The sequence below is a fragment of the Vulcanisaeta sp. JCM 16159 genome (genome assembly GCF_001316265.1).
Classification (GTDB): domain Archaea; phylum Thermoproteota; class Thermoprotei; order Thermoproteales; family Thermocladiaceae; genus Vulcanisaeta.
In genome coordinates, this window is sequence record NZ_BBDN01000004.1 from 151,843 (window position 1) to 170,165 (window position 18,323).

An 18,323-nucleotide genomic window follows, 5' to 3' on the forward strand; every position below is an offset into this window, starting at 1 on the left:
GATAGATCGATGAAATAATGAGAAATTATACTGCCCTAATTCCGTGAAGAACCATTATCGTGAAGTAATATTTATAGTAAAATATAGCTATATCTAATATATTATATATATTATTTAATACTAGTATTTAAAAGTTTTTTTTACGAGCGAAAGAAATCATGAAAAAATTAAGGCTTAGGAGAAGTAATGTAAAAGAGCAGAGGCAGCAGGAACAGAAAGAAATAAGAGAAATAAGTGGATTTAGAGATTATCCATTAACGGTCGACAAGATACTTACCTGGGCCTCATACTCTTTCCCAAATAATGAGATTGTTTATTGGCCCCCTGGTGGCTCCAGGACGTCGGTCACCTTCACGCAGTTCGCGGATAGGGCTCGTAGGGTGGCCGCGGCGCTAATGGACTTAGGTCTACAACCAGGCAAGCCATGGGAATTCGGCTCTAAGGTCGCGGTTATGGAATGGGATACGCTTAGGTACGTTGATTTGTTCTATGCAGTACCGTCGATTGGCGCTACGTTATTTACAGTGAACATTAGGTTGGCGCCGCATGAAATAATGTACATTATGAATACTGCGAAACCAGATGTTTTAATTATAAATATTGACGACTTCGAATTATTCATAAAACCAATCCTCGACAATATAAAGACAATAAAGCTCGTTATTTACATGAGTGATAGGGGTAAGGAGCCAAGCCAGGACTACGGAGTTAGGATGATACCCTACGAGGACCTCCTCAAGCACGAACCACTGAGGAATTCCCAGAAATAGATGAAAGAACACCGGCAACGATGCTATTCACCTCAGGTACTACGGGTCCGCCAAAGGGTGTTTACTTCACGCACAGGCAATTGCTGCTCCATGCCATGCTGTAACGATAGCCCTAAGCTACCCACCCTATAATGTTGGTGTTAAGGATGTTTCCATGCCATTAATACCGCTCTTCCATGTGCATGGTTGGGGCACGCCATACGTTGTCATGCTTTCGGGCACCAGGAAGTACGTATTACCAGGTAGGTATGACTGGGGGCACATACTTAAGCTCATTCATGAGGAGGGGGTCACGTACACAGGTGGTGTGCCAACGATACTATACATCCTACTTACACACCCTGACTCGCAGAAGTATGACTTGAAGGGCTTAAGGTTTGGTAATGGTGGTTCGGCAATGCCCGAGGGCCTCTATAATGCGGCAAAAGCTAGGGGCATGATCATAGCCTCCGGCTATGGCATGACAGAGACGGCGCCAGTACTAACAATGGCCTACTTAAGACCTGAACACTTGGATCTTTCTGAGGACGAGAAAAAGCAATTAGTACTTAGGACCGGCCTTCCAATACCCCTTGTCCTGTTACGTGTTGTTGATGAGCAGGATAGGGATGTGCCGAGGGACGGTAAGACAATGGGAGAGCTGGCGGTTTGGGCACCATGGGTAGCTAAGGAGTATTTGAATGATCCTGAGAAGACTAGGAATGCGTGGCGCAATGGCTGGTTCCATACAGGGGACGTGGCTGTTTGGCTTCCAGATGGTTATGTGGTAATTGTTGATAGGCTTAAGGATGTTATCAAAAGTGGCGGAGAATGGATATCAAGTGTTAAGTTAGAGAGCATCATTAGTACTTATCCTGCTGTTGGTGAGGTTGCTGTTGTTGGTGTTCCGCACCCGAAGTGGGGTGAGAGGCCGGTGGCCATTGTGGTTCCAAAGCCAGGCCAAAGAATCACGGAAGACGAAATCAAAAACCACCTAATGAAATTCGTCGAAAAAGGAGAAATACCAAAATGGTGGCTACCAGACAAGATCGTCATTGTTGAGGCAGAATTGCCGAAGACGAGTACCGGCAAGATAGATAAGAAGGTACTCAGGGATAGATTTAAGGATGAACTTACATCAGCTACGTAAGGGCTAACACGTAATCACTATATCACGATAAAACCCATCCCTCTCAATTCTTGCGCAATATCTAGTACTTCCCGAGACCTCAAATAAGCCCTTAATTATTCCCCTGGTCAATGGCATTCCAACATCCTCGTCAAAGGCCCTTGATATGGAGACCACGATTTTACTTGACATGAACTGCACACTGGCTAGCGCTATGACTCCAAGTGCCGTGAGTATTTCCAATGAGGTATAGAGAGCAACCCTAACGTCATTCCTTGAATTTAGTACGCACCTCATTAACTCCTTACCATATTCATAACCAAGGCGCTCAATTAACTCGGGTTCCCTCTCCATGACATAGAAAACTAAAGCCTTCATAAAATTCTCCCGAACAAGACCAAGTATTGTAAACGGTAGGTCTATTACGCTTACCGTGTTTACCCCATCAACATTACCAACATTATTTACCAATTCATTATTTACCTTACCATCAATCTCAATGAGAATAGCATAATTATTACCCACGATATTCCTTATGTTTAAATTTTGGGACCTAATTATACTGGTAATGTCATTAAGTAGCCCTGGCCTATCCTTCGAAATACTTACCAGTAACCAAACCATGAGATAAATACCTAAGCATGGACTTAAAGGCATTACTAATTCGATGGCATAATTATGAAAATTAAAAAAACGAACAATCAAATACCGTAACTTTGCCTAATAATTCTAAGTTCCTGCATTACCTTACTAAGCACCGGCTCACCAACACCCCTAAGTACATCAATACTCGGCGGCCTTAGGCAGAGCTTGAATTCGATGGGTGCATTTATGCTAAGATTACTTAGGCACCGAGCCATCCTATACCAATTACTCGATTCGTAAATACCGCACTTAATTGCGGCGAGGAGAAACATTAATTCTTTAAGAGATTTACACACCATAATCTCATCATCACTATTAAGGAAGATGAATTCCCTCTCGTCTATCATTCCCAACTCATTTCTAATGGTTAAATCAACATCAATGTCTAGGGGATTACCATAGATTAACTTGCCAGTCTTAATTACATAGACGAAGAATAGGGTGTTACGTGGCCTCCTAAAAACCTGCAAGTCCACATTATCCCCTATCCTGGGTATCTCCTTAGGTAATTCTTCTATGAATACCGCAATATCGACATCACCACCACTACAGTCAAGTGATCCGCCGTATACGTATATCGCATATGCACTCCTAAACCTATTAATCACCTCATTAATTACGTCCTTAGGTATACAATTCACATTGACATGCATGATTTAACACTTAATAAATTAGGTGCATAATTGATTGCAGAAATGCCATATTAAGTCTATTTAACATGTGGTCTAACAAGCCATTATACCAAATATACTAAAACATAATCAAGGACATTGCTGAAACAATGCATGTTGAGATCACAATGATGTCTAATGATGTATCACACGAACCGATGCATCATGGCCTTAAGCAAAGTCATGAGAAATTGGAATAAGCATAAACCTAGGTGATGGTAAATTCACATTGATTAACAGAACAACGGACTTTTGAGTATAGGGAAATATTTAAAAACTAAGTTATTAATCAATAATAAGTGATTTATTGTGTTTGAGGCTGGCAAGTACGATTCCTGGTTTTTGAGGAATAATTATGTGCTTGAGTCTGAGGTTTTACTGCTTAAGTACATGCTTGAGCCAAGCCCCGGTAGGGCCTTGAGTGTTGGTTGCGGCTCTGGGCTCTTTGAGTTCATTCTCAGGACTAGGTATGGTATTGTGATTAGTGACTGTGTTGAGCCCAGTCCAGCCATGGCTGAGGTGGCTAGGGCTAGGGGGTTAAACGTTAGGATTGGCTATGCTGAGGAGCTTCCATTCGAGGACTCCACATTCGACACAGTGATACTTAATGGGGTTCTCGACTACGTTAAGGATGATGTTAAGGCCGTTAGGGAGGCCCATAGGGTGCTTAAGCCGGGCGGCCACGTCGTGGTTGCTGACGTAATTGCTGAGGGGTCCTATGGACTACTTTATAAGTTGGCTGAGTTGCTTGGTTCCTGGGATGAGCAGTACATAGCCAGGGTTAGGTCGCCTAACCCATACCCAATTGAGTATGTTAGGCAGGCAAGGTGGCACACGGTTGATGAGATTAGGAGGCTTCTCGAGGACGCGGGCTTCGTGATAGTTAAGGTCGCCCAAACACTGACCAGGCACCCTAGGTACTCCAATGAATCCGTTGAGTACCAATTGATGGGTATGATAGGGGTGACTACGTGGCATTCAAGGGATGGAAACCGCACTTGTAATGAGTATGGCGACAGGGAGTATTGGTGGCGGCAAAAGTTAAAAACCACTAAAACTAACAGGGCTCAGTATGGTTAAGGGTACGCCGAGCTTTGGCAAGATGAACAATGGTTGGACGCACATTAGATGCCTAGATGCGGTAGGCACGCTTACAACCCAGTGAAGGGCTACTGCGCAGCTTGCGGTTGGGGTAGGTCAAAGAGGATTAGGCGTTACTCATGGCAGAACAAGAAGGTCAATAAAGTTAGGGTTCGATAACTCAATCCCCGCCCTCATCCTTAACCCTCCTAAACCGCTCAAGATAATCCTTAGGCGGCGGCTCCCTCGCGTATAATTCCCTCCTCATCGCCTCTAGTAACTCATCCTCACGGTTTAGCAACCCCGCGTAGGTAATCACGGATATCCCCAACCTACCCGCCTCCTCAAACAACTGCCTAAACGTGTTCCTCCAGTTAAGGTCCCTTAACGTGTGATGAGCAATGACTAACCTATTGAGGAACCCAGCCCTTAGTATCACCATGAGACTACTCAAGGCATTGCTCACGTAATCCCCACCAAAGCCCCTCCTCGATAAGTACAGAGGTGGTCCACCAACTATTAGTGTCCGTGGCTTCATCATCATTACGTAATCAACAGCCAATCGCGAGATAGGCCCCTCTACATCGGGCATGAACATCAATGACTCATCACCCTCAATGATTGTTATCGCCACGACCCTACCCGTCTTTGTATTATCCTCGCCATGAGGTAATGATTGTGACACTATAAGCTTCGTGGAACCCACGGTAAATTCCTTACCATCCGCAAATACCAAGTTCTTCACGATATTCTCAATGGCCTTCCTTAAGCCATAGTACCTTTTTCTTTGGCTCCAATTCTCGTCATTAGGTGACTTCATTAGTACTACCTTATTGCTGTATATTTTCCTGAAACTATCGTTTGTGGTACCCATGTAAATGCTTGGATAAGGCACGGTAAAGTGGTCCCTGTGGTAGTGGCTTATGAATACGTACTCCGACTCCTCAGCGTACTTCTCCAGGATACTCCTCAACGCCCTAACCCTCTCTAGTTCACGAGGGTGCGGTGGTAGTCCGTACCTGTTTGGTGATAGGCTAATTCCTGGGTCTAGAAGTATTGAAAGGTCCTTAGTCTTTACAAACATTGCCATTGACCTGACCCCAAGGCTCTCCTCGGCTATTGGTACTAATTCCATCACTTAATTCCTGCATGTAAGATTTATAACATCTCTAGTTTAGCGCTAGCCTAGTGGATGGCATTAAACTCGGCTTTGTGGGTAAGTCATCCACCTGGAATTTATTGAGGAAATTGGTCTTTCCCGAACATGTAGCGTTAAAGTACGTGAGTAATGAGGAGGATTGCCTAGGGCTTGACCTAGTCATTGTGGAGAGGTACATGGCCGACTTAGTTCGTTGCCCCAAGGTATTGGTGCTAGGTGATTCTAATATTGATGGATTGATTGAGACCGTGATCAGCGGACTAAAAATTAATGAGTTGAATATTGGTATTGATATTGGTAATTCCAGGTGTGGTATTATAATTCTTGCAAATGATGTGCCGGTAGTCCACGTAACGCTTAGTTTCGCAAGGCTCGTTAGAATGATAAGGAGGTTAGCCAAGAGATCAAGTATTAACTTAGTTATTGGTATTAGTCCTGGTGTTTCAGCACTTGTTAGGGATCTCATGGAGTCCCTGAATGACGTAAATGTTAGGGTTAGGATCATTAACGAAGATTTGGCATATGAGAAGAAGAGCGTGTTCAAGTCCAGGTATCCTTACCTAACACTGGATGAACTTGATGGGCTTGTTTACGCATTTACAGGCCTTGTCATGAATACTCCGAATAATGGCCCAGCTTAGTTTTAATACTCGAATATTATATACATATTACCTATATAATCCTCGTAGAATATCATTAATATAATGTGTACAATGATGGTAATTCTTATAAAACATTTACTATGGTGAATTATGATGCCGATAATAATCAAGTGCCATTCATGCGGTTTCACCTTCTATAGTGATCAACAGCTCAAGAGCGTTGATGAGGTACTCAGGCAATGGGGTTATAGATGCCCCGTTTGTTTAAGTCCACTAAGTAAAATGCCAATCACCATGCATGTTAAAGGATAAGTTATCAAAGCAATCTGCACTAAAATTAAAATAATCCGCTAATTGTGCCTTTAGGCATGGTTATTAAGGCATGGTTTGATGCATTAACGGCTAAGCAGGCCAGGATGGCGGCAATACTAAGTATTGAGGGTAAGAAAAGGGGTATAGACGTCATAATAACATGTAGGAAGTACGACTATGTGGAGGAGGTTTTAAATGCGTTTGGCCTACGCTACGAGTGCGTTGGGTATCATGGTGAAAGTACCAGGGAGAAGTTATTAAGGGGCATTGAGAGACAACTTGCGTTACTCGATGTTGTTAGGGATTTTGATGTTCATATTTCACTGACATCGCCAGACGCCGTTAGGGTGGCCTTCGGACTTGGTAAGCCAATAATAGCACTTACCGATACTGCCCACTCATACTTCGTTAATAAATTAACACTGCCGTTGGCAAATACGGTAATAGTTCCATCAGCAATACCAATGAGTGAGTGGGCTCGTTACATACCCAGTGCCGAGATTGATAAGGTTAGGGCATTTGATGGGGTTTTTGAACTCATGTGGATTAACAGGTTTAAACCAAGTGGTGACTCCATTAATAGGCTGGGGCTTAAGAGTAAGGAATTTGCTGTAATTAGGTTTGAGGAGTCCAGGGCTTCCTACTATGACTATGGTGATAAGTCACGCCTACTGATTAAGATGACAAGGAACATACTTGAGAACGGCTATTACGTAGTCATGTTCCCGAGGTATCCCCACCAGGAAGAATTAATAAGGACTGAACTCGGTCTCTTCCTTAAGCTTGGTAAATTAATAGTACCAAGGAATACGATGCTCGACGGCCTTGACCTAGCGTGGCATGCAAGGCTTGTGATTACGGGTGGTTCCACAATGGCGCATGAGGCAGCATTATTAGGCATACCCGCCATTAGCTATTTCCCACAGCATTACTACATAGATGATTACTTAATGGGTAAGGGATTACCACTCTACAGGTGCGTTGCTGAGGATTGCCTAGGCATTCTTAATTCAATACTCAAGCAGATACGGCCTATGTTGATACAAATCCCATAATAAGTAAGATGGAGGATCCGACGGAGCTTATTATCAACGAGACCAAGAGACTCGTGAATGAAAAATAATGAGTCAGTAGGTAATTATTATAAAGCGATTTTATGGACGGTGATTCAATGAGAATCTTAATAACTGGTTCCTCAGGATTCCTAGGGAAAAACCTAGTTAATTGCATGAGCTAGAGGCCACGATGCAAGAGCCTCGATATTACCAAGGCGGAAACCACGGATACGTAATCGACATAACAAAAAGAGATGATGTACTTAGGCTTTCTAAGGAGGGCTTTGACGCGGTTATTCACCTAGCTGCTTATCCAAACCCGAGGACCTTTACTAACGCGGGCGCACTAAGGGTCTTGATGTAAATGTTGTCGGTACCATAAACACGCTAGAACTTGCAAGAACCTTAAATGCCAGGTTTCTACTCTTTTCCACATCCAATGTGTATGGCAAACCCACTAAGTTACCCGTTACTGAGGATGACCCATTAAGGCCCTTTGAGGGTTATGGATGGAGTAAGGTCGCCGCCGAGGCCGTCTCCATGTCCTATCAAGTGGTGCATGGCGTCCCCGTGACCGTATTCAGACTGTGGAAGCCTATGGTCCCTACGATAACGGTGTTGTCGGCATATTCATAAGCAAGGCGTTGAAGAATGAGGACTTGGTGGTTAATAATGGTGGTGTTGATACCACGGACTTCCTATACGTTGAGGACTTGTGCGAAGCCGTGGAACTAGCCTTAGGAAGGATGAGGCAGTTGGTCAAGCCTTCAATATTGGGCTTGGTGTTGAGACGTCAATACTTGACCTAGCTAAGGCAATAATTAAGTTGGTTGGTTCGAGTTCTAGGATTAATGTACAACCAAGAACCTCTGAACCATTTAGGAGCTATCCAGACATTAGTAAAGCCATGAGGATCCTCGCTTCAAGCCTAAATATGACCTGGTGAGTGGATTGAAAGCTACCATTGACTGGTTCAGGCGAAACCTATGATTATTAATGATGATTACGTGTTAATTGCCATCATATCCTTCATAGTCTCATTAATTACTGTATACCTAATATCCAGGTTAAGGAACCCAAGGTTACTGGCACCTGATGCCCATAAACCATATAGGGTATTGGTGCCTAAGATTGGTGGGGTGGCAATACTGATAGCCATGGGTGCGGTTACGATAATGGCATACTTAATCAATGACACAAGATTGGTTGCTCTTGGTCTCGTGACTTTAACCGTGGGTTTGATAGGACTCGCCGATGATTTAAAGGGGCTACCTGTCAGTGTTAGGGTTTTCCTGCCACTGGTTCCGGCATTGATAATACCCGTGGTCGTCCACGGCTACATATACATACTCCTCATCGGCCACGTGCATAACTTCTTCGTAGTAGCGTTTCTCTCAATGCTCGCGGTCACGGTAATGGCCAACGCCGTCAATATGCTCGATGTAATGAATGGTATAGTCCCTGTATCAACACTAATGATACTAACCGTCAGTGGAGCCATCTCGTACATGGCTGGTTTCGGTTATGCCTTGCCAGCTACATTAATACTCGTACTCACGGTACTACCACTAGCCGTATTTAATTGGTACCCTGCCAAGGTCTTTAACGGCAACGTCGGTAGTTACGCACTTGGGGCAATGATGGGCGCATTCATGGTACTTTATAATGCGGGGACCCAGGGCGTGATATCGGCGCTGCCATACATAATAAATGGCTTCCTAATAGTCATAACAGCAAGGGGCTTCAGGCCCAGGGAAACCCTGAAGAGACCTGTCATTGTAAATGACGGAGTGATACATGCAAACAGGACTCCGGGCTCACCGACAACGCTAGTCAAGTTAATCGTTATGAAAAAGCCGAAGACTGAGAGGGAGATCGTACGCGACATACTACTATTATTTCTAGTTACAAGTATTGCATCACTTTCACTACTAGTGGTTGTTATTTAACGTCACCTAACCACAACGGCCTTTCTCACGCTTATATCCGAGCCCTTAGCAATGTAGATACTCTTCGTATTACTTAATTCTTTAAGAACGCCGAGATAGAACGTAGCCTCCATGAAGTCCGTTTGCTCCTCGAGACTCCTCGGCTTCCTCCTCCTAACCATGTTCACAAAATCCTCAATACTCATGCCATACTTATGCTCTAAATCCCTAATCATAACCCTAAACGTCTCAGCCTATATTCACCATAATCGTTAATACACGGCGGTGGGCTCAACCCAACCTGCCTCGTTAGGTTAACTAAGTATGGACACGTTGCCGGGTCCCTACCGGCTGGACAATGCTCCTGGCAAACAACCATTGCGTACCTCAAAATCCTCTCTAAAATACTTAGTGGCATTACTACGTATTCCTCCTCAGGGTCAAGCCTAGCCTCCATTGATGATCATTAATAAGCCCTAAATACACAATAAATAAAGCTTTCAAGCACATTCTTTATTAATCACGACACCCATTAGTGTTGACTCGAGTATTGCACCTCTCTTAATAATGGTTAATACCTTATTACTACTCAACTCATAACTCAACCATCTGTAGTTGGGCACGTTCCAAACAACTATGTCCGCCAAATAACCAGGTTGTAAAATGCCCCTGTCTCGAAGGCCCAAGCTATATGTCGCATTCACCGTGGCCGCCATCAAGACTTCAAGGGGGGTCATGCCGAGTAGGTACGTGGCTAATTCCATTACGTACTGCATGTTTAAGGACCAGGAGTTAGGGCTAAAGTCGGTACCGAGCGCCATGGGCACACCCGCACTTCTTAGTGCCTTTACCGGCGGTCTCTTACTACTCATTAGTGAGAGTACGGTCACGGGCAATAGAGTCGCCACCGAACCCCTCTCGGCAATTAACTTAGCGTTCTGCTCGGGTAGGTTCAATAAGTGATCAAGCGATGTAATATTAAACTCCTTAACTAAGTCGCTACACCCAATATAGGCTATTTCATCAGCGTGAAGCCTTAAACCAAAGCCCCTCCTCGATGCTTCCCTAAGGATGTCCCTGGTTTCTTGCACCGTAAAAGCCCCCTCATCACAGAACACGTCTATGAACCTCGCTAGGTCCTTCGCATAATCAAGAGAACCTATTATCGCGTTAACATACTCCTTCCTATCCATGTCCCTTGGTGGTACGTGAATTAGGTATGTCGGTACGACATCAACGGGCGCGTTTGCCGCTGAGTCATTGATTATCCTGAGAAGCCTAATTTCCTGGTTTGGGTCAATTCCATAACCACTCTTGACCTCTATCGTGGTTGTGCCGTACTTCGCAACCTCAAATAACCTACTAAGTAAGATTCTCCTAAGCTCTTCATCCGTTGCACCAACCGTGGCGCTAACAGTCCTGTAGATACCGCCGCCCCTCCTGAGTATTTCCTCGTACGGTACACCCTCAAGCTTAAGCTCAAGCTCATCCTCCCTGGAACCAGCAAAGAGGAGGTGCGTGTGCGGGTCCACGAGTCCGGCCGTTACTAGGGATTCCTCGGCAGGTATTCTGCACTTGCCCTCATACTTCCTGCTGATGGAGCTCCACGATCCAACGTCTATTATCTTATCACCATCAACGGCGATACCCGCGTCCTCGATAATTAATACCGGGTCTCCGTACCTCCAGGGCATTGATTTAGCAGTAACCACTTGCCTGATTGGGCCTATGAGTAGGGAGACCTTGCCCATAATGCGGCTGTTTAGTGTATGTTTAAAAAGATTCCATTTTTAACTAATGGCGTGTCCGTGGATAGGGATAAGATTAGGGATATTGCCCTAAAGCATGCATTGATTAACGCCGTAAAGTTTAATGGAAAGGCTAGCATGAACGCGGTAATTTCTAAGGTATTTGCCGAGGACCCATCACTTAGGTCCATGGCCAAGGAGGTCGCTCAAGTCGTTAAGGAGGTCATTGATTACGTGAACTCCCTAAGCATTGACGAACAAAGAAACCTACTATTGAGTAAATGGCCCGAGGCACTTGGAGAGAGGAAGGTTGAGTCCTATAGGAAGGGGATTGAGGACCTACCGCCACTGCCTAATGATAGTAAGTATGAAGTGATGACCTTAAGGTTTGCGCCGAACCCGGACTTCGTACTTCACCTGGGCAGTGCTAGGCCGGCTATCATAAATTACGCATATAAATTAAAGTATGAGGGATTGGGTAAGAAGGTGAAGTTCATACTTAGGTTTGAGGATACCGACCCAAGGACGAAGAGACCACTTCCTGAGGCTTATGAAGCGATTAAGGAGGACTTGAGGTGGCTCGGTATTAAGTGGGATGAGGAGTACGTACAGTCGGATAGGATGGGGATTTATTACGAAATTGCTAAGAAGATCCTTGAAAGAGGTGGTGCTTACGTTGCTGCTAAGGGTAGTGATTGTACACCTGATGATTGGAAGAGGTCTAAGGTAACTGGTAAACCATGTAAGAATAGGGATGCCGACCCAAGCATTAACCTTGAGCTCTTCGATAGGATGCTTGAGGGGCGTTATAAGGAGGGTGAGGCCGTCATGGTAATAAAAACCAACCTACAACACCCAGACCCAAGCGTTAGGGATTGGGTTGCCATGAGGATCATAGACACGACTAAGTATCCGCACCCAAGGGTTGGTTCCAGGTATATTGTTTGGCCTACGTATAACTTCTCCGTGTCCATTGATGACCACCTAATGGGTATAACGCATATACTAAGGGCCCAGGAACACTCAGTGAACACGACCAAGCAATCCTTCGTCTACACACACATGGGTTGGGAGCAACCCGAGGCTATACACTTCGGTAGGCTTAAAATCGTTGGTATGACCTTGAGCAAGACGAAGTTGAAGGCATTAGGTATCAAGTGGGATGACATTAGATTACCGACCCTCGCGGGCCTTAGGAACAGGGGAATTCAGCCAGAGGCTATTTGGAATATAATACTCCAGGTCGGTATTAAGCCCACAGATGCGACTATATCCTCAGCCAACCTATTTGCTGAGAATAGGAAAATTATTGAGCCGAGGGCGAATAGGTACATGGCCGTGATTGATCCCGTCAAGGTAATTATTGAGGGCGTCAATGAGGAATTAACGGCTAGACTACCAATGCACCCATCATTCCCTGATCGCGGGTTTAGGGAAATAACTCTTAAGTCAATTGATAGTAAAGTAACGGTATTTATAAGTAAGTTAGATTATGAAAAGGCGGGCATAGGCTCGGTAATCCGCTTAATGGAACTTATGAACATTGAAGTAATTAATAAGGATGGAAACACCCTAATAGCGCGAATACATAGTAAGGATCTTGAGAGTGCCAAGAGGGTGAATGCACCAATAATACAATGGGTACCACCCGATGGGTTGTCAATAAGGGTTGTAAGGCCTGAGAATCTAAGGCTTATTAATGATGTGGGACTTGCTGAGCCAGCTGTGGAGCAAGTTACCAGTGGTGAGATCGTGCAGTTTATGAGGTATGGCTTCGTAAAGAAGATAGAGCGTGATAGGTTTGTCTACGTCCACGATTAGTATCATCAGTAGTATTTATAGTAAATCAGATCTTTACGTGAGGCCCCTCGAGGTATTAGCGCTTAATGTTTTTAATTAATTTGCTAAGTAATACGGTCTGGTCCTCATGAGGGTATTATATAGGTGTTCAAGGTGTGGATACATAACTGAGGCATCGTCATGGATCTGGAAATGCCCTAAATGCGGCGGCCCACTTGACCTTGTTATTGATGGATTAAGGCTTACTCTCAATGAGCGTAGAGACCTGTGGAGATTCTCCAGCGTCATACCCGCAAGGCCGCTGGCTAGTCTAGGTGAAGGCTTCACACCTCTAATTAAGGCTGACTTCCTGGGAAGCAATACTTACCTGAAGCTTGAGTACCTTAATCCAACTGGCTCATTTAAAGATAGGGGTTCTGCCGTTGCTGTATCAAAGGCGTTGGAATTCGGTGTTAGGACTGTGATTGAGGATTCAAGCGGCAATGCTGGGATATCCATAGCGGCCTATGCGGCCGCTGCCGGCATTAAGGCTAGGATATATGTGCCCAAGGATGCACCCGAGGGTAAGAAGAGCCTTATAAAGTCATTAGGGGCTGAATTAATTGAGGCTCCTTCCAGGGCCGAGGCCAGTAAGATGGCTGTTGAGTCCGTGGGACCTAACGAGGCTTATATCGGGCATGCATGGAATCCTTGGTTTATACAGGGTACAAAGATCTTGGCATATGAATTACTTGATCAGCTTGGGCACATACCTAGTGCCATAGTTTTTCCCGCATCGGCAGGTACATTACTTCTTGGCTTATGGGTTGGCTTCAATGAGCTGATTAGTCTCAATATCGTTAATAAGATCCCGCGACTTTACGCCATTCAAGCCCAGGGTTTTGCTAGTCTTTATGAGAGGATGCATGGTGGGAATTCAGGAGAGCCAACAAAACTCGCAGATGCACTTAGGGTGTCTAATCCACCAAGACTTGAGCAGATGGTTAGCGCAATAAGGGACAGTAAAGGCGATGTGTTAGTGGTGACTGATGATGAACTTCTACAATCATGGAAGTCATTGTTAAGGAGGGGGATTATTGTTGAGCCGAGCAGTGCAATAGCCCTTTCAGGTTACATAAAGTTATTAAACACTAGCTATTTAAGTAAGGATGAGGATGTTGTAATAATTCTAACGGGTAGTGGGTTAAAGTATATAGATATAATGAGCAAAATATAGCAAATATATTCAACAAGAGAAACACTTATAAATATTCACTATCTATTGCGTACCGTGAGGATCTCAATAAAAAGCAATGCATTCCCTGGATCGGCAATTAGAGGCGTAAATGAGGAGGTTGTTAAGCTCGAGAGATCGGGCATTAGAGTTTATAGCTTCCACATTGGTCAACCTGGTCTTCCACCCAGTAGGGAGTTACTTCTTGAGTTTACGAATAAACTCCTCGAGAAACCCTTCGAATACAGCATGTACACACCAAGTAGCGGCATTAATGAGTTGAGAGAAGCAATAGCGGAGGATTACACGAAGTACTCAGGAATTAAGATAAGTAGTGGAAATGTCTCAGTCACTGCTGGGTCAGCCGAGGCAATCCTTGCCACGTTCATGACAATAATTGATAACGGTGATGAGGTAATACTCTTCGACCCAACATACCTAATGTATGAGCCTGTCATTAATTACCTGGGTGGTAGGGTCATTAGGGTTAGGGCTAGAGAGGAGCTTGGTTGGGAGCCAAGTGAGGAGGATATTAAGGCCGTGATGAGTAGGAGGGTTAAGGCAATAATAGCCGTTAATCCTGACAACCCAACAGGTAGGGTCTTAAGTGAATCCATGATTAAGTTACTGGTTGACTTAGCACGTGATTACGATGCGTTCCTCATATATGATGAGGCCTATAGGCATCTTTACTATGATGCTCTCATACCTACGCCATTAAGTACAGCCTTGAGAATGTAATTGCGCTGAACACGTTCTCCAAGGATCCAGCAATGCCTGGTTGGAGGTTGGGTTATGTGGTTGCACATGAAGAATTCATAAAGATATTTAACAGGGTTAAGCAGTATACGAACTTAAACCCACCAACGCCAGCCCAATATGCAGGCCTTATGTACCTTAAGAATTACAAGGAAAAGTACCTGAGTGAGACTGTGCCTATCTATAAATCGAGGATGGAGACCATGTACAAAGCCATTAGGGAGTACCTGCCCGAGACAATCGTTGTGAAGCCAAGGGCTGGTTTGTTCATGTTTCCAAACTTAGAACCATACTTAAGAAGGCTTAATACGAATGATGCGGACTTTGTAATGAAATTGCTGAGGCAATGTCACGTTGCCGCGGTACCGGGTTCGGCCTTTGGAGAGGGCGGTAAGAATCACCTAAGGTTAACGTTTGCGAAAGAGAATGAGGAGGCAATAAGGGAGGGAATAAGGGCGCTTAGTCAATGTCTTTCATAAACTCTCTCATTCTCAAGTATTTCTTTTAATTTCTCCACGTCAATGTGGCTGCCGGTTATTACGGCAACCACGTTATAAATAACGCCCCGTTCAAGTCTCTTAAGTAAGTCGCCATTTATTACGGGCCCAATGGCTATGGCGCCGGCTCCCTCGGCAACGACATGCTCATACTTCAATAAAAGGTATATAGCCTCATGATATCTTCCTCATTAACAAGGAACACATCATTTAAGTAACGCCTTATGTACTCAAAGGGTATCTCGCCAGGTCTTGAGGCAAGTCCATCGGCTATCGTCTTAATGTCGCTTAGCACCACGGGCTTACCCTCCTTAAGGGATAGTACATAAAACGGCGCACTCTCGGGTTGAACTCCGTAAACCTTCACACCCGGCTTAACATGCCTCATTAGGTAGGAAACTCCAGCAGGTAAGGCGCCACCACCAAGCGGTATGAGTATGGCATCGACACTGGGTAGATCCTCAAGTATCTCAAGCCCAATGGTTGCGTGGCCAGCAATTATGTAATGGTCATTAAAGGTATGCACAAGCTTAATCCTTGGATTACCCGAGACAATCTCGAGAGCCCTTTTCTCGGCCTCTACATAAGACCTACCATACTTAATAACCTCAGCGCCATACCTCTCCATATCCTCAACCTTAGACTTAGGCGTCGTCTCTGGGACAACCACCGTGGCCTTAACCCTCAGTACATTGGCTACATATGCCAATGCAACTGCGTGATTTCCCGTGGATACCGTTAGGAAGTGTTCATAACCCTCACGCATATACCTATGTATGGCGAAGAACACACCCCTAACCTTGAAGCTACCACTCCTCTGTAGATTCTCCAGCTTCAGGTAAACGTTAAGGCCATTGCTTGATAGGAATTCCGACCTATACAATGGTGTCCTAATCACGTAACCTAACGATTCTGTCCTCCTAATGAAATCCCAAGCTTCCTGAATAAGAAACATTAAGTCGATGGAACCAGCAACACTCATGTAGATGCCCGTTAATTAAACATGAACAAAACATAATTAATTTTTACCTTAAATCTCAGTGCCATTTACTTTTTCATTTCCTCCATTATCTGATCTACGGCCTTCGTCCTAAACGCACTATAGACAGCCCAGTAGTGGAATATTAGCGTGACTATTGCTGCAATTATTGTATCTATTGGGAATATTATCACCTTATGTAAACCAAAGGAACCATAGTAGGAGATCAACGTAATTACGATCATATACGTTGGCAACCAAACACCAGCCTGAACTCCCTCCTTAGGTAGTCACTACCTAGTCTGTAAAGCACGGCCATACTAACGTATATCAGTACTGCAGTGACAACGACATACACCAGAAAACCTACATCATTATATACCTTTAAACCCTTGGTCAAGCTGTAGAAGTAGGAGAATGACAAGGCTATGCCTACGGCGTCAATAAGCCCCAGTGACAATGATATTGGGAGACTTACATTCAGTCTCTTGTACGCGTAATAACCAAAGTAAATAGGCAAACCCACAAAGACTGCCAAGAAGAACTTAGACACCGTGCTAAAACCTGACCAGTAAATAACCAGGGACGCCGCAAGCGTAGCCAACGGGGCCAGGACCGGCATGGCCCATAACCTAAATGGGCGCGGAAGATCAGGCGCTGTCCTCCTCAACGCTTGTACGGCTATTCCGCCAACAACCATGTAGGTGAGTACCCTACCGACAGTGGTGAATGACACTATGGACTGCCACGTCGGGAATGGCAATAGGTATAGGGCGCCGAGTACTGCTATGGTTACTAGGGACCACTTGGGTACCCTGGTACGGCTTAGTGCTAGGAACCAGGATGGTAAATAACCATCCGCTGAAATACCATAGAGAGACCTGGTTGCGCCACCGGTGGATACAAATCCCGTACCTGCTGGCGAAACGACGGCATCTGTCAGGAACACTATTAACCAAGCCGTTAAGAATGCCGCTGCGGCAGGAATAACGTACCTTAGGGACTCTAGTAATTGCGCTATTGGCGCCTTGGATATTGAGGATGTTCTTAATGCTGACCAGGCACCCTCCTTGATATCAATTACATTCCAATGGATCGCGCCTATAAAGCAAGCTCAAGCAGGATATATATCGTCATTGCAATTAATATTGCACTTATGACCGCAAAGGGAATATCCTTACTGGGATTCCTGCCCTCACCACCATATTCAATGGCCTGCCTAAAACCGAGGTAAGCAAACAAAACACCTCCGGCGGGCATTGCGTAAAACACCGCTGCCCAACCCGTGTATGGCGCAGTGCCGCTTGTAGGTATGAAACCACCCCCTGCAGTGAAGTTGGCGGGATTGAAGGCTAAAGCTATCATTATTATTGCCGTTATTGAGGGTATCAGTAGCTTCCACCAACCAACACCATAAACAACATCACCGACCGCCTTAACGCCTATATAATTCACATAGACAAATAGCGCCAGGAATAAGTAGCAATTACGTAACCAAGTACTGTCAAGGTGCCGGTAGATGTATTGTATAGTTGCGGAAAGAAGAAGGATAGGTATCTAGTTGCCGTTAGAGCCTCGGTGGGAGGCACCGCCGTTATTGCCAGGAAGTACGACCAACCAAGTAGGAAACCCGCAAAGCCACCAAATACGTAGTGCGGGTACCTAACGAGGGCACCTGACTTCGGTATTGCGGATGCGATCTCGGCATTGGCAATTGCTATGAGCAGTATTATTATTCCGGCTATTACCCAAGACAATAGGGCAGCGCCTCCTGCATATGATGCAGCATACATGGGCGCAAACAACCAACCAGCACCTATTATTTCACCAATCGAGAGAAACAATAACCTACGTCTATCCAAAGCCTTGCGTAGTTCTTTATCAGTCCTAATGCCGAAATCCTCGGCCATACTATTCTAAATTATCCTGCTAATTTATAAATTTTACAATATGTAGTATATATTTTAATCCTATATTATTGCTAGTATTTATATAGT

General features: G+C 44.7%; 24 protein-coding genes and 3 pseudogenes. 15 read left to right on the forward strand and 12 right to left on the reverse strand.

The genetic code is table 11. The annotated features are described in order from the left end of the window. Nucleotides 1-158: 158 nt before the first annotated feature. The 3 genes and pseudogenes from JCM16159_RS18665 to JCM16159_RS14855 all read left to right on the forward strand — a co-directional run bounded on the left by JCM16159_RS18665 (nt 159) and on the right by JCM16159_RS14855 (nt 1,899). Nucleotides 159-770 (forward strand): AMP-binding protein, encoded by a 612-nt coding sequence (locus JCM16159_RS18665; RefSeq protein WP_367834293.1) that lies wholly within the window; start codon nt 159-161, stop codon nt 768-770. 20 nt (nt 771-790) lie between these two features. Next, a pseudogene (locus JCM16159_RS18670) lies at nt 791-1,389 on the forward strand (AMP-binding protein); the annotation flags it as partial. Nucleotides 1,390-1,401: 12 nt separating this feature from the next. Beyond that, on the forward strand, nt 1,402-1,899 hold the full coding sequence (locus tag JCM16159_RS14855) for a hypothetical protein (RefSeq protein ID WP_367834316.1): 498 nt from the start codon (nt 1,402-1,404) through the stop codon (nt 1,897-1,899). Nucleotides 1,900-1,902: 3 nt separating this feature from the next. Here the strand turns inward: JCM16159_RS14855 and JCM16159_RS05120 are convergent, their stop codons facing one another. Continuing rightward, a complete protein-coding gene (locus tag JCM16159_RS05120; protein ID WP_054857146.1) occupies nt 1,903-2,502 on the reverse strand; it encodes an amino acid-binding protein in 600 nt (199 codons plus the stop codon). Between the two features lie 77 nt (nt 2,503-2,579). Further along, complete coding sequence (locus tag JCM16159_RS05125) at nt 2,580-3,164, reverse strand: hypothetical protein (protein ID WP_243665963.1); 585 nt, start codon at nt 3,162-3,164, stop codon at nt 2,580-2,582. A 339-nt stretch (nt 3,165-3,503) separates the two neighbouring features. Here JCM16159_RS05125 and JCM16159_RS05130 point away from each other — a divergent pair, with 339 nt between their 5' ends. Both JCM16159_RS05130 and JCM16159_RS05135 read left to right on the forward strand, forming a co-directional pair. Further along, nucleotides 3,504-4,274, forward strand: coding sequence for a class I SAM-dependent methyltransferase (locus JCM16159_RS05130; RefSeq protein WP_243665964.1), 771 nt, complete (start codon nt 3,504-3,506; stop codon nt 4,272-4,274). Continuing rightward, a pseudogene (locus JCM16159_RS05135) lies at nt 4,267-4,454 on the forward strand (50S ribosomal protein L37e). The gene JCM16159_RS05130 and the pseudogene JCM16159_RS05135 overlap by 8 nt, the downstream one beginning before the upstream one ends. Before the next feature lies 1 nt (nt 4,455). Here JCM16159_RS05135 and JCM16159_RS05140 read toward each other — a convergent pair. Next, nucleotides 4,456-5,409: a hypothetical protein gene (locus JCM16159_RS05140; protein WP_054857148.1), complete on the reverse strand. Its 954-nt coding sequence runs from the start codon at nt 5,407-5,409 to the stop codon at nt 4,456-4,458. 53 nt (nt 5,410-5,462) lie between these two features. Between JCM16159_RS05140 and JCM16159_RS05145 the strand changes: the two genes are divergently transcribed. The 6 genes and pseudogenes from JCM16159_RS05145 to JCM16159_RS05160 all read left to right on the forward strand — a co-directional run bounded on the left by JCM16159_RS05145 (nt 5,463) and on the right by JCM16159_RS05160 (nt 9,351). Beyond that, entirely contained in the window at nt 5,463-6,074 is a 612-nt protein-coding gene (locus tag JCM16159_RS05145) for a hypothetical protein (protein WP_054857149.1), read from the forward strand. Nucleotides 6,075-6,403: 329 nt separating this feature from the next. Further along, nucleotides 6,404-7,402, forward strand: coding sequence for a DUF354 domain-containing protein (locus JCM16159_RS05150; RefSeq protein WP_243665966.1), 999 nt, complete (start codon nt 6,404-6,406; stop codon nt 7,400-7,402). Nucleotides 7,403-7,571: 169 nt separating this feature from the next. After that, nucleotides 7,572-7,766 (forward strand): NAD-dependent epimerase/dehydratase family protein, encoded by a 195-nt coding sequence (locus JCM16159_RS14860; RefSeq protein WP_243665967.1) that lies wholly within the window; start codon nt 7,572-7,574, stop codon nt 7,764-7,766. Between the two features lie 14 nt (nt 7,767-7,780). After that, nucleotides 7,781-8,211: pseudogene (locus tag JCM16159_RS14865) on the forward strand (NAD-dependent epimerase/dehydratase family protein). After that, nucleotides 8,118-8,348 (forward strand): hypothetical protein, encoded by a 231-nt coding sequence (locus JCM16159_RS14870; protein WP_243666038.1) that lies wholly within the window; start codon nt 8,118-8,120, stop codon nt 8,346-8,348. The pseudogene JCM16159_RS14865 and the gene JCM16159_RS14870 overlap by 94 nt, the downstream one beginning before the upstream one ends. A gap of 40 nt (nt 8,349-8,388) precedes the next feature. After that, complete coding sequence (locus JCM16159_RS05160; protein ID WP_054857150.1) at nt 8,389-9,351, forward strand: glycosyl hydrolase family 4; 963 nt, start codon at nt 8,389-8,391, stop codon at nt 9,349-9,351. Between the two features lie 2 nt (nt 9,352-9,353). Here JCM16159_RS05160 and JCM16159_RS14875 read toward each other — a convergent pair whose 3' ends face one another. The 3 genes from JCM16159_RS14875 to hutI are packed head-to-tail and all read right to left on the reverse strand — an operon-like array spanning nt 9,354 to nt 11,081. Continuing rightward, on the reverse strand, nt 9,354-9,566 hold the full coding sequence (locus JCM16159_RS14875) for a hypothetical protein (protein ID WP_243665968.1): 213 nt from the start codon (nt 9,564-9,566) through the stop codon (nt 9,354-9,356). Further along, nucleotides 9,563-9,787, reverse strand: a complete 225-nt coding sequence (locus JCM16159_RS14880; RefSeq protein WP_243665969.1) for a hypothetical protein — start codon at nt 9,785-9,787, stop codon at nt 9,563-9,565. The genes JCM16159_RS14875 and JCM16159_RS14880 overlap by 4 nt, the downstream gene beginning before the upstream one ends. A gap of 43 nt (nt 9,788-9,830) precedes the next feature. Then, nucleotides 9,831-11,081: an imidazolonepropionase gene (gene hutI, locus JCM16159_RS05170; RefSeq protein ID WP_054857151.1), complete on the reverse strand. Its 1,251-nt coding sequence runs from the start codon at nt 11,079-11,081 to the stop codon at nt 9,831-9,833. Nucleotides 11,082-11,099: 18 nt separating this feature from the next. On the opposite strand from hutI, the gene JCM16159_RS05175 reads away from it, so the two are divergent. The 4 genes from JCM16159_RS05175 to JCM16159_RS18680 all read left to right on the forward strand — a co-directional run bounded on the left by JCM16159_RS05175 (nt 11,100) and on the right by JCM16159_RS18680 (nt 15,329). After that, nucleotides 11,100-12,899, forward strand: coding sequence for a glutamate--tRNA ligase (locus JCM16159_RS05175; protein WP_243665970.1), 1,800 nt, complete (start codon nt 11,100-11,102; stop codon nt 12,897-12,899). A 106-nt stretch (nt 12,900-13,005) separates the two neighbouring features. Then, the gene (locus JCM16159_RS05180; protein WP_054857153.1) at nt 13,006-14,094 is read left to right on the forward strand and encodes a pyridoxal-phosphate dependent enzyme; all 1,089 of its coding nucleotides are present in this window, start codon (nt 13,006-13,008) and stop codon (nt 14,092-14,094) included. Between the two features lie 54 nt (nt 14,095-14,148). Then, nucleotides 14,149-14,832: a pyridoxal phosphate-dependent aminotransferase gene (locus JCM16159_RS18675; protein ID WP_367834294.1), complete on the forward strand. Its 684-nt coding sequence runs from the start codon at nt 14,149-14,151 to the stop codon at nt 14,830-14,832. A 32-nt stretch (nt 14,833-14,864) separates the two neighbouring features. Next, nucleotides 14,865-15,329: an aminotransferase class I/II-fold pyridoxal phosphate-dependent enzyme gene (locus JCM16159_RS18680; protein ID WP_367834295.1), complete on the forward strand. Its 465-nt coding sequence runs from the start codon at nt 14,865-14,867 to the stop codon at nt 15,327-15,329. On the opposite strand, the gene JCM16159_RS14885 is transcribed toward JCM16159_RS18680, so the two are convergent. The 6 genes from JCM16159_RS14885 to JCM16159_RS14905 all read right to left on the reverse strand — a co-directional run bounded on the left by JCM16159_RS14885 (nt 15,314) and on the right by JCM16159_RS14905 (nt 18,236). Next, complete coding sequence (locus JCM16159_RS14885; RefSeq protein ID WP_243665971.1) at nt 15,314-15,505, reverse strand: hypothetical protein; 192 nt, start codon at nt 15,503-15,505, stop codon at nt 15,314-15,316. The genes JCM16159_RS18680 and JCM16159_RS14885 overlap by 16 nt on opposite strands. Beyond that, on the reverse strand, nt 15,502-16,329 hold the full coding sequence (locus JCM16159_RS05190; protein WP_243665972.1) for a threonine/serine dehydratase: 828 nt from the start codon (nt 16,327-16,329) through the stop codon (nt 15,502-15,504). Before JCM16159_RS05190 ends, JCM16159_RS14885 begins: the two co-directional genes overlap by 4 nt. Before the next feature lie 65 nt (nt 16,330-16,394). Further along, nucleotides 16,395-16,583: a hypothetical protein gene (locus tag JCM16159_RS14890; RefSeq protein ID WP_243665973.1), complete on the reverse strand. Its 189-nt coding sequence runs from the start codon at nt 16,581-16,583 to the stop codon at nt 16,395-16,397. Beyond that, entirely contained in the window at nt 16,568-17,275 is a 708-nt protein-coding gene (locus JCM16159_RS14895; protein ID WP_243665974.1) for a hypothetical protein, read from the reverse strand. The genes JCM16159_RS14890 and JCM16159_RS14895 overlap by 16 nt, the downstream gene beginning before the upstream one ends. Nucleotides 17,276-17,427: 152 nt before the next feature. Then, nucleotides 17,428-17,781, reverse strand: coding sequence for an amino acid permease (locus JCM16159_RS14900; protein WP_367834296.1), 354 nt, complete (start codon nt 17,779-17,781; stop codon nt 17,428-17,430). Further along, nucleotides 17,778-18,236 carry an amino acid permease gene (locus JCM16159_RS14905; RefSeq protein WP_243665975.1) on the reverse strand — a complete coding sequence of 153 codons (459 nt, stop codon included), beginning with the start codon at nt 18,234-18,236 and terminating at the stop codon, nt 17,778-17,780. The genes JCM16159_RS14900 and JCM16159_RS14905 overlap by 4 nt, the downstream gene beginning before the upstream one ends. Nucleotides 18,237-18,323 lie beyond the last annotated feature (87 nt).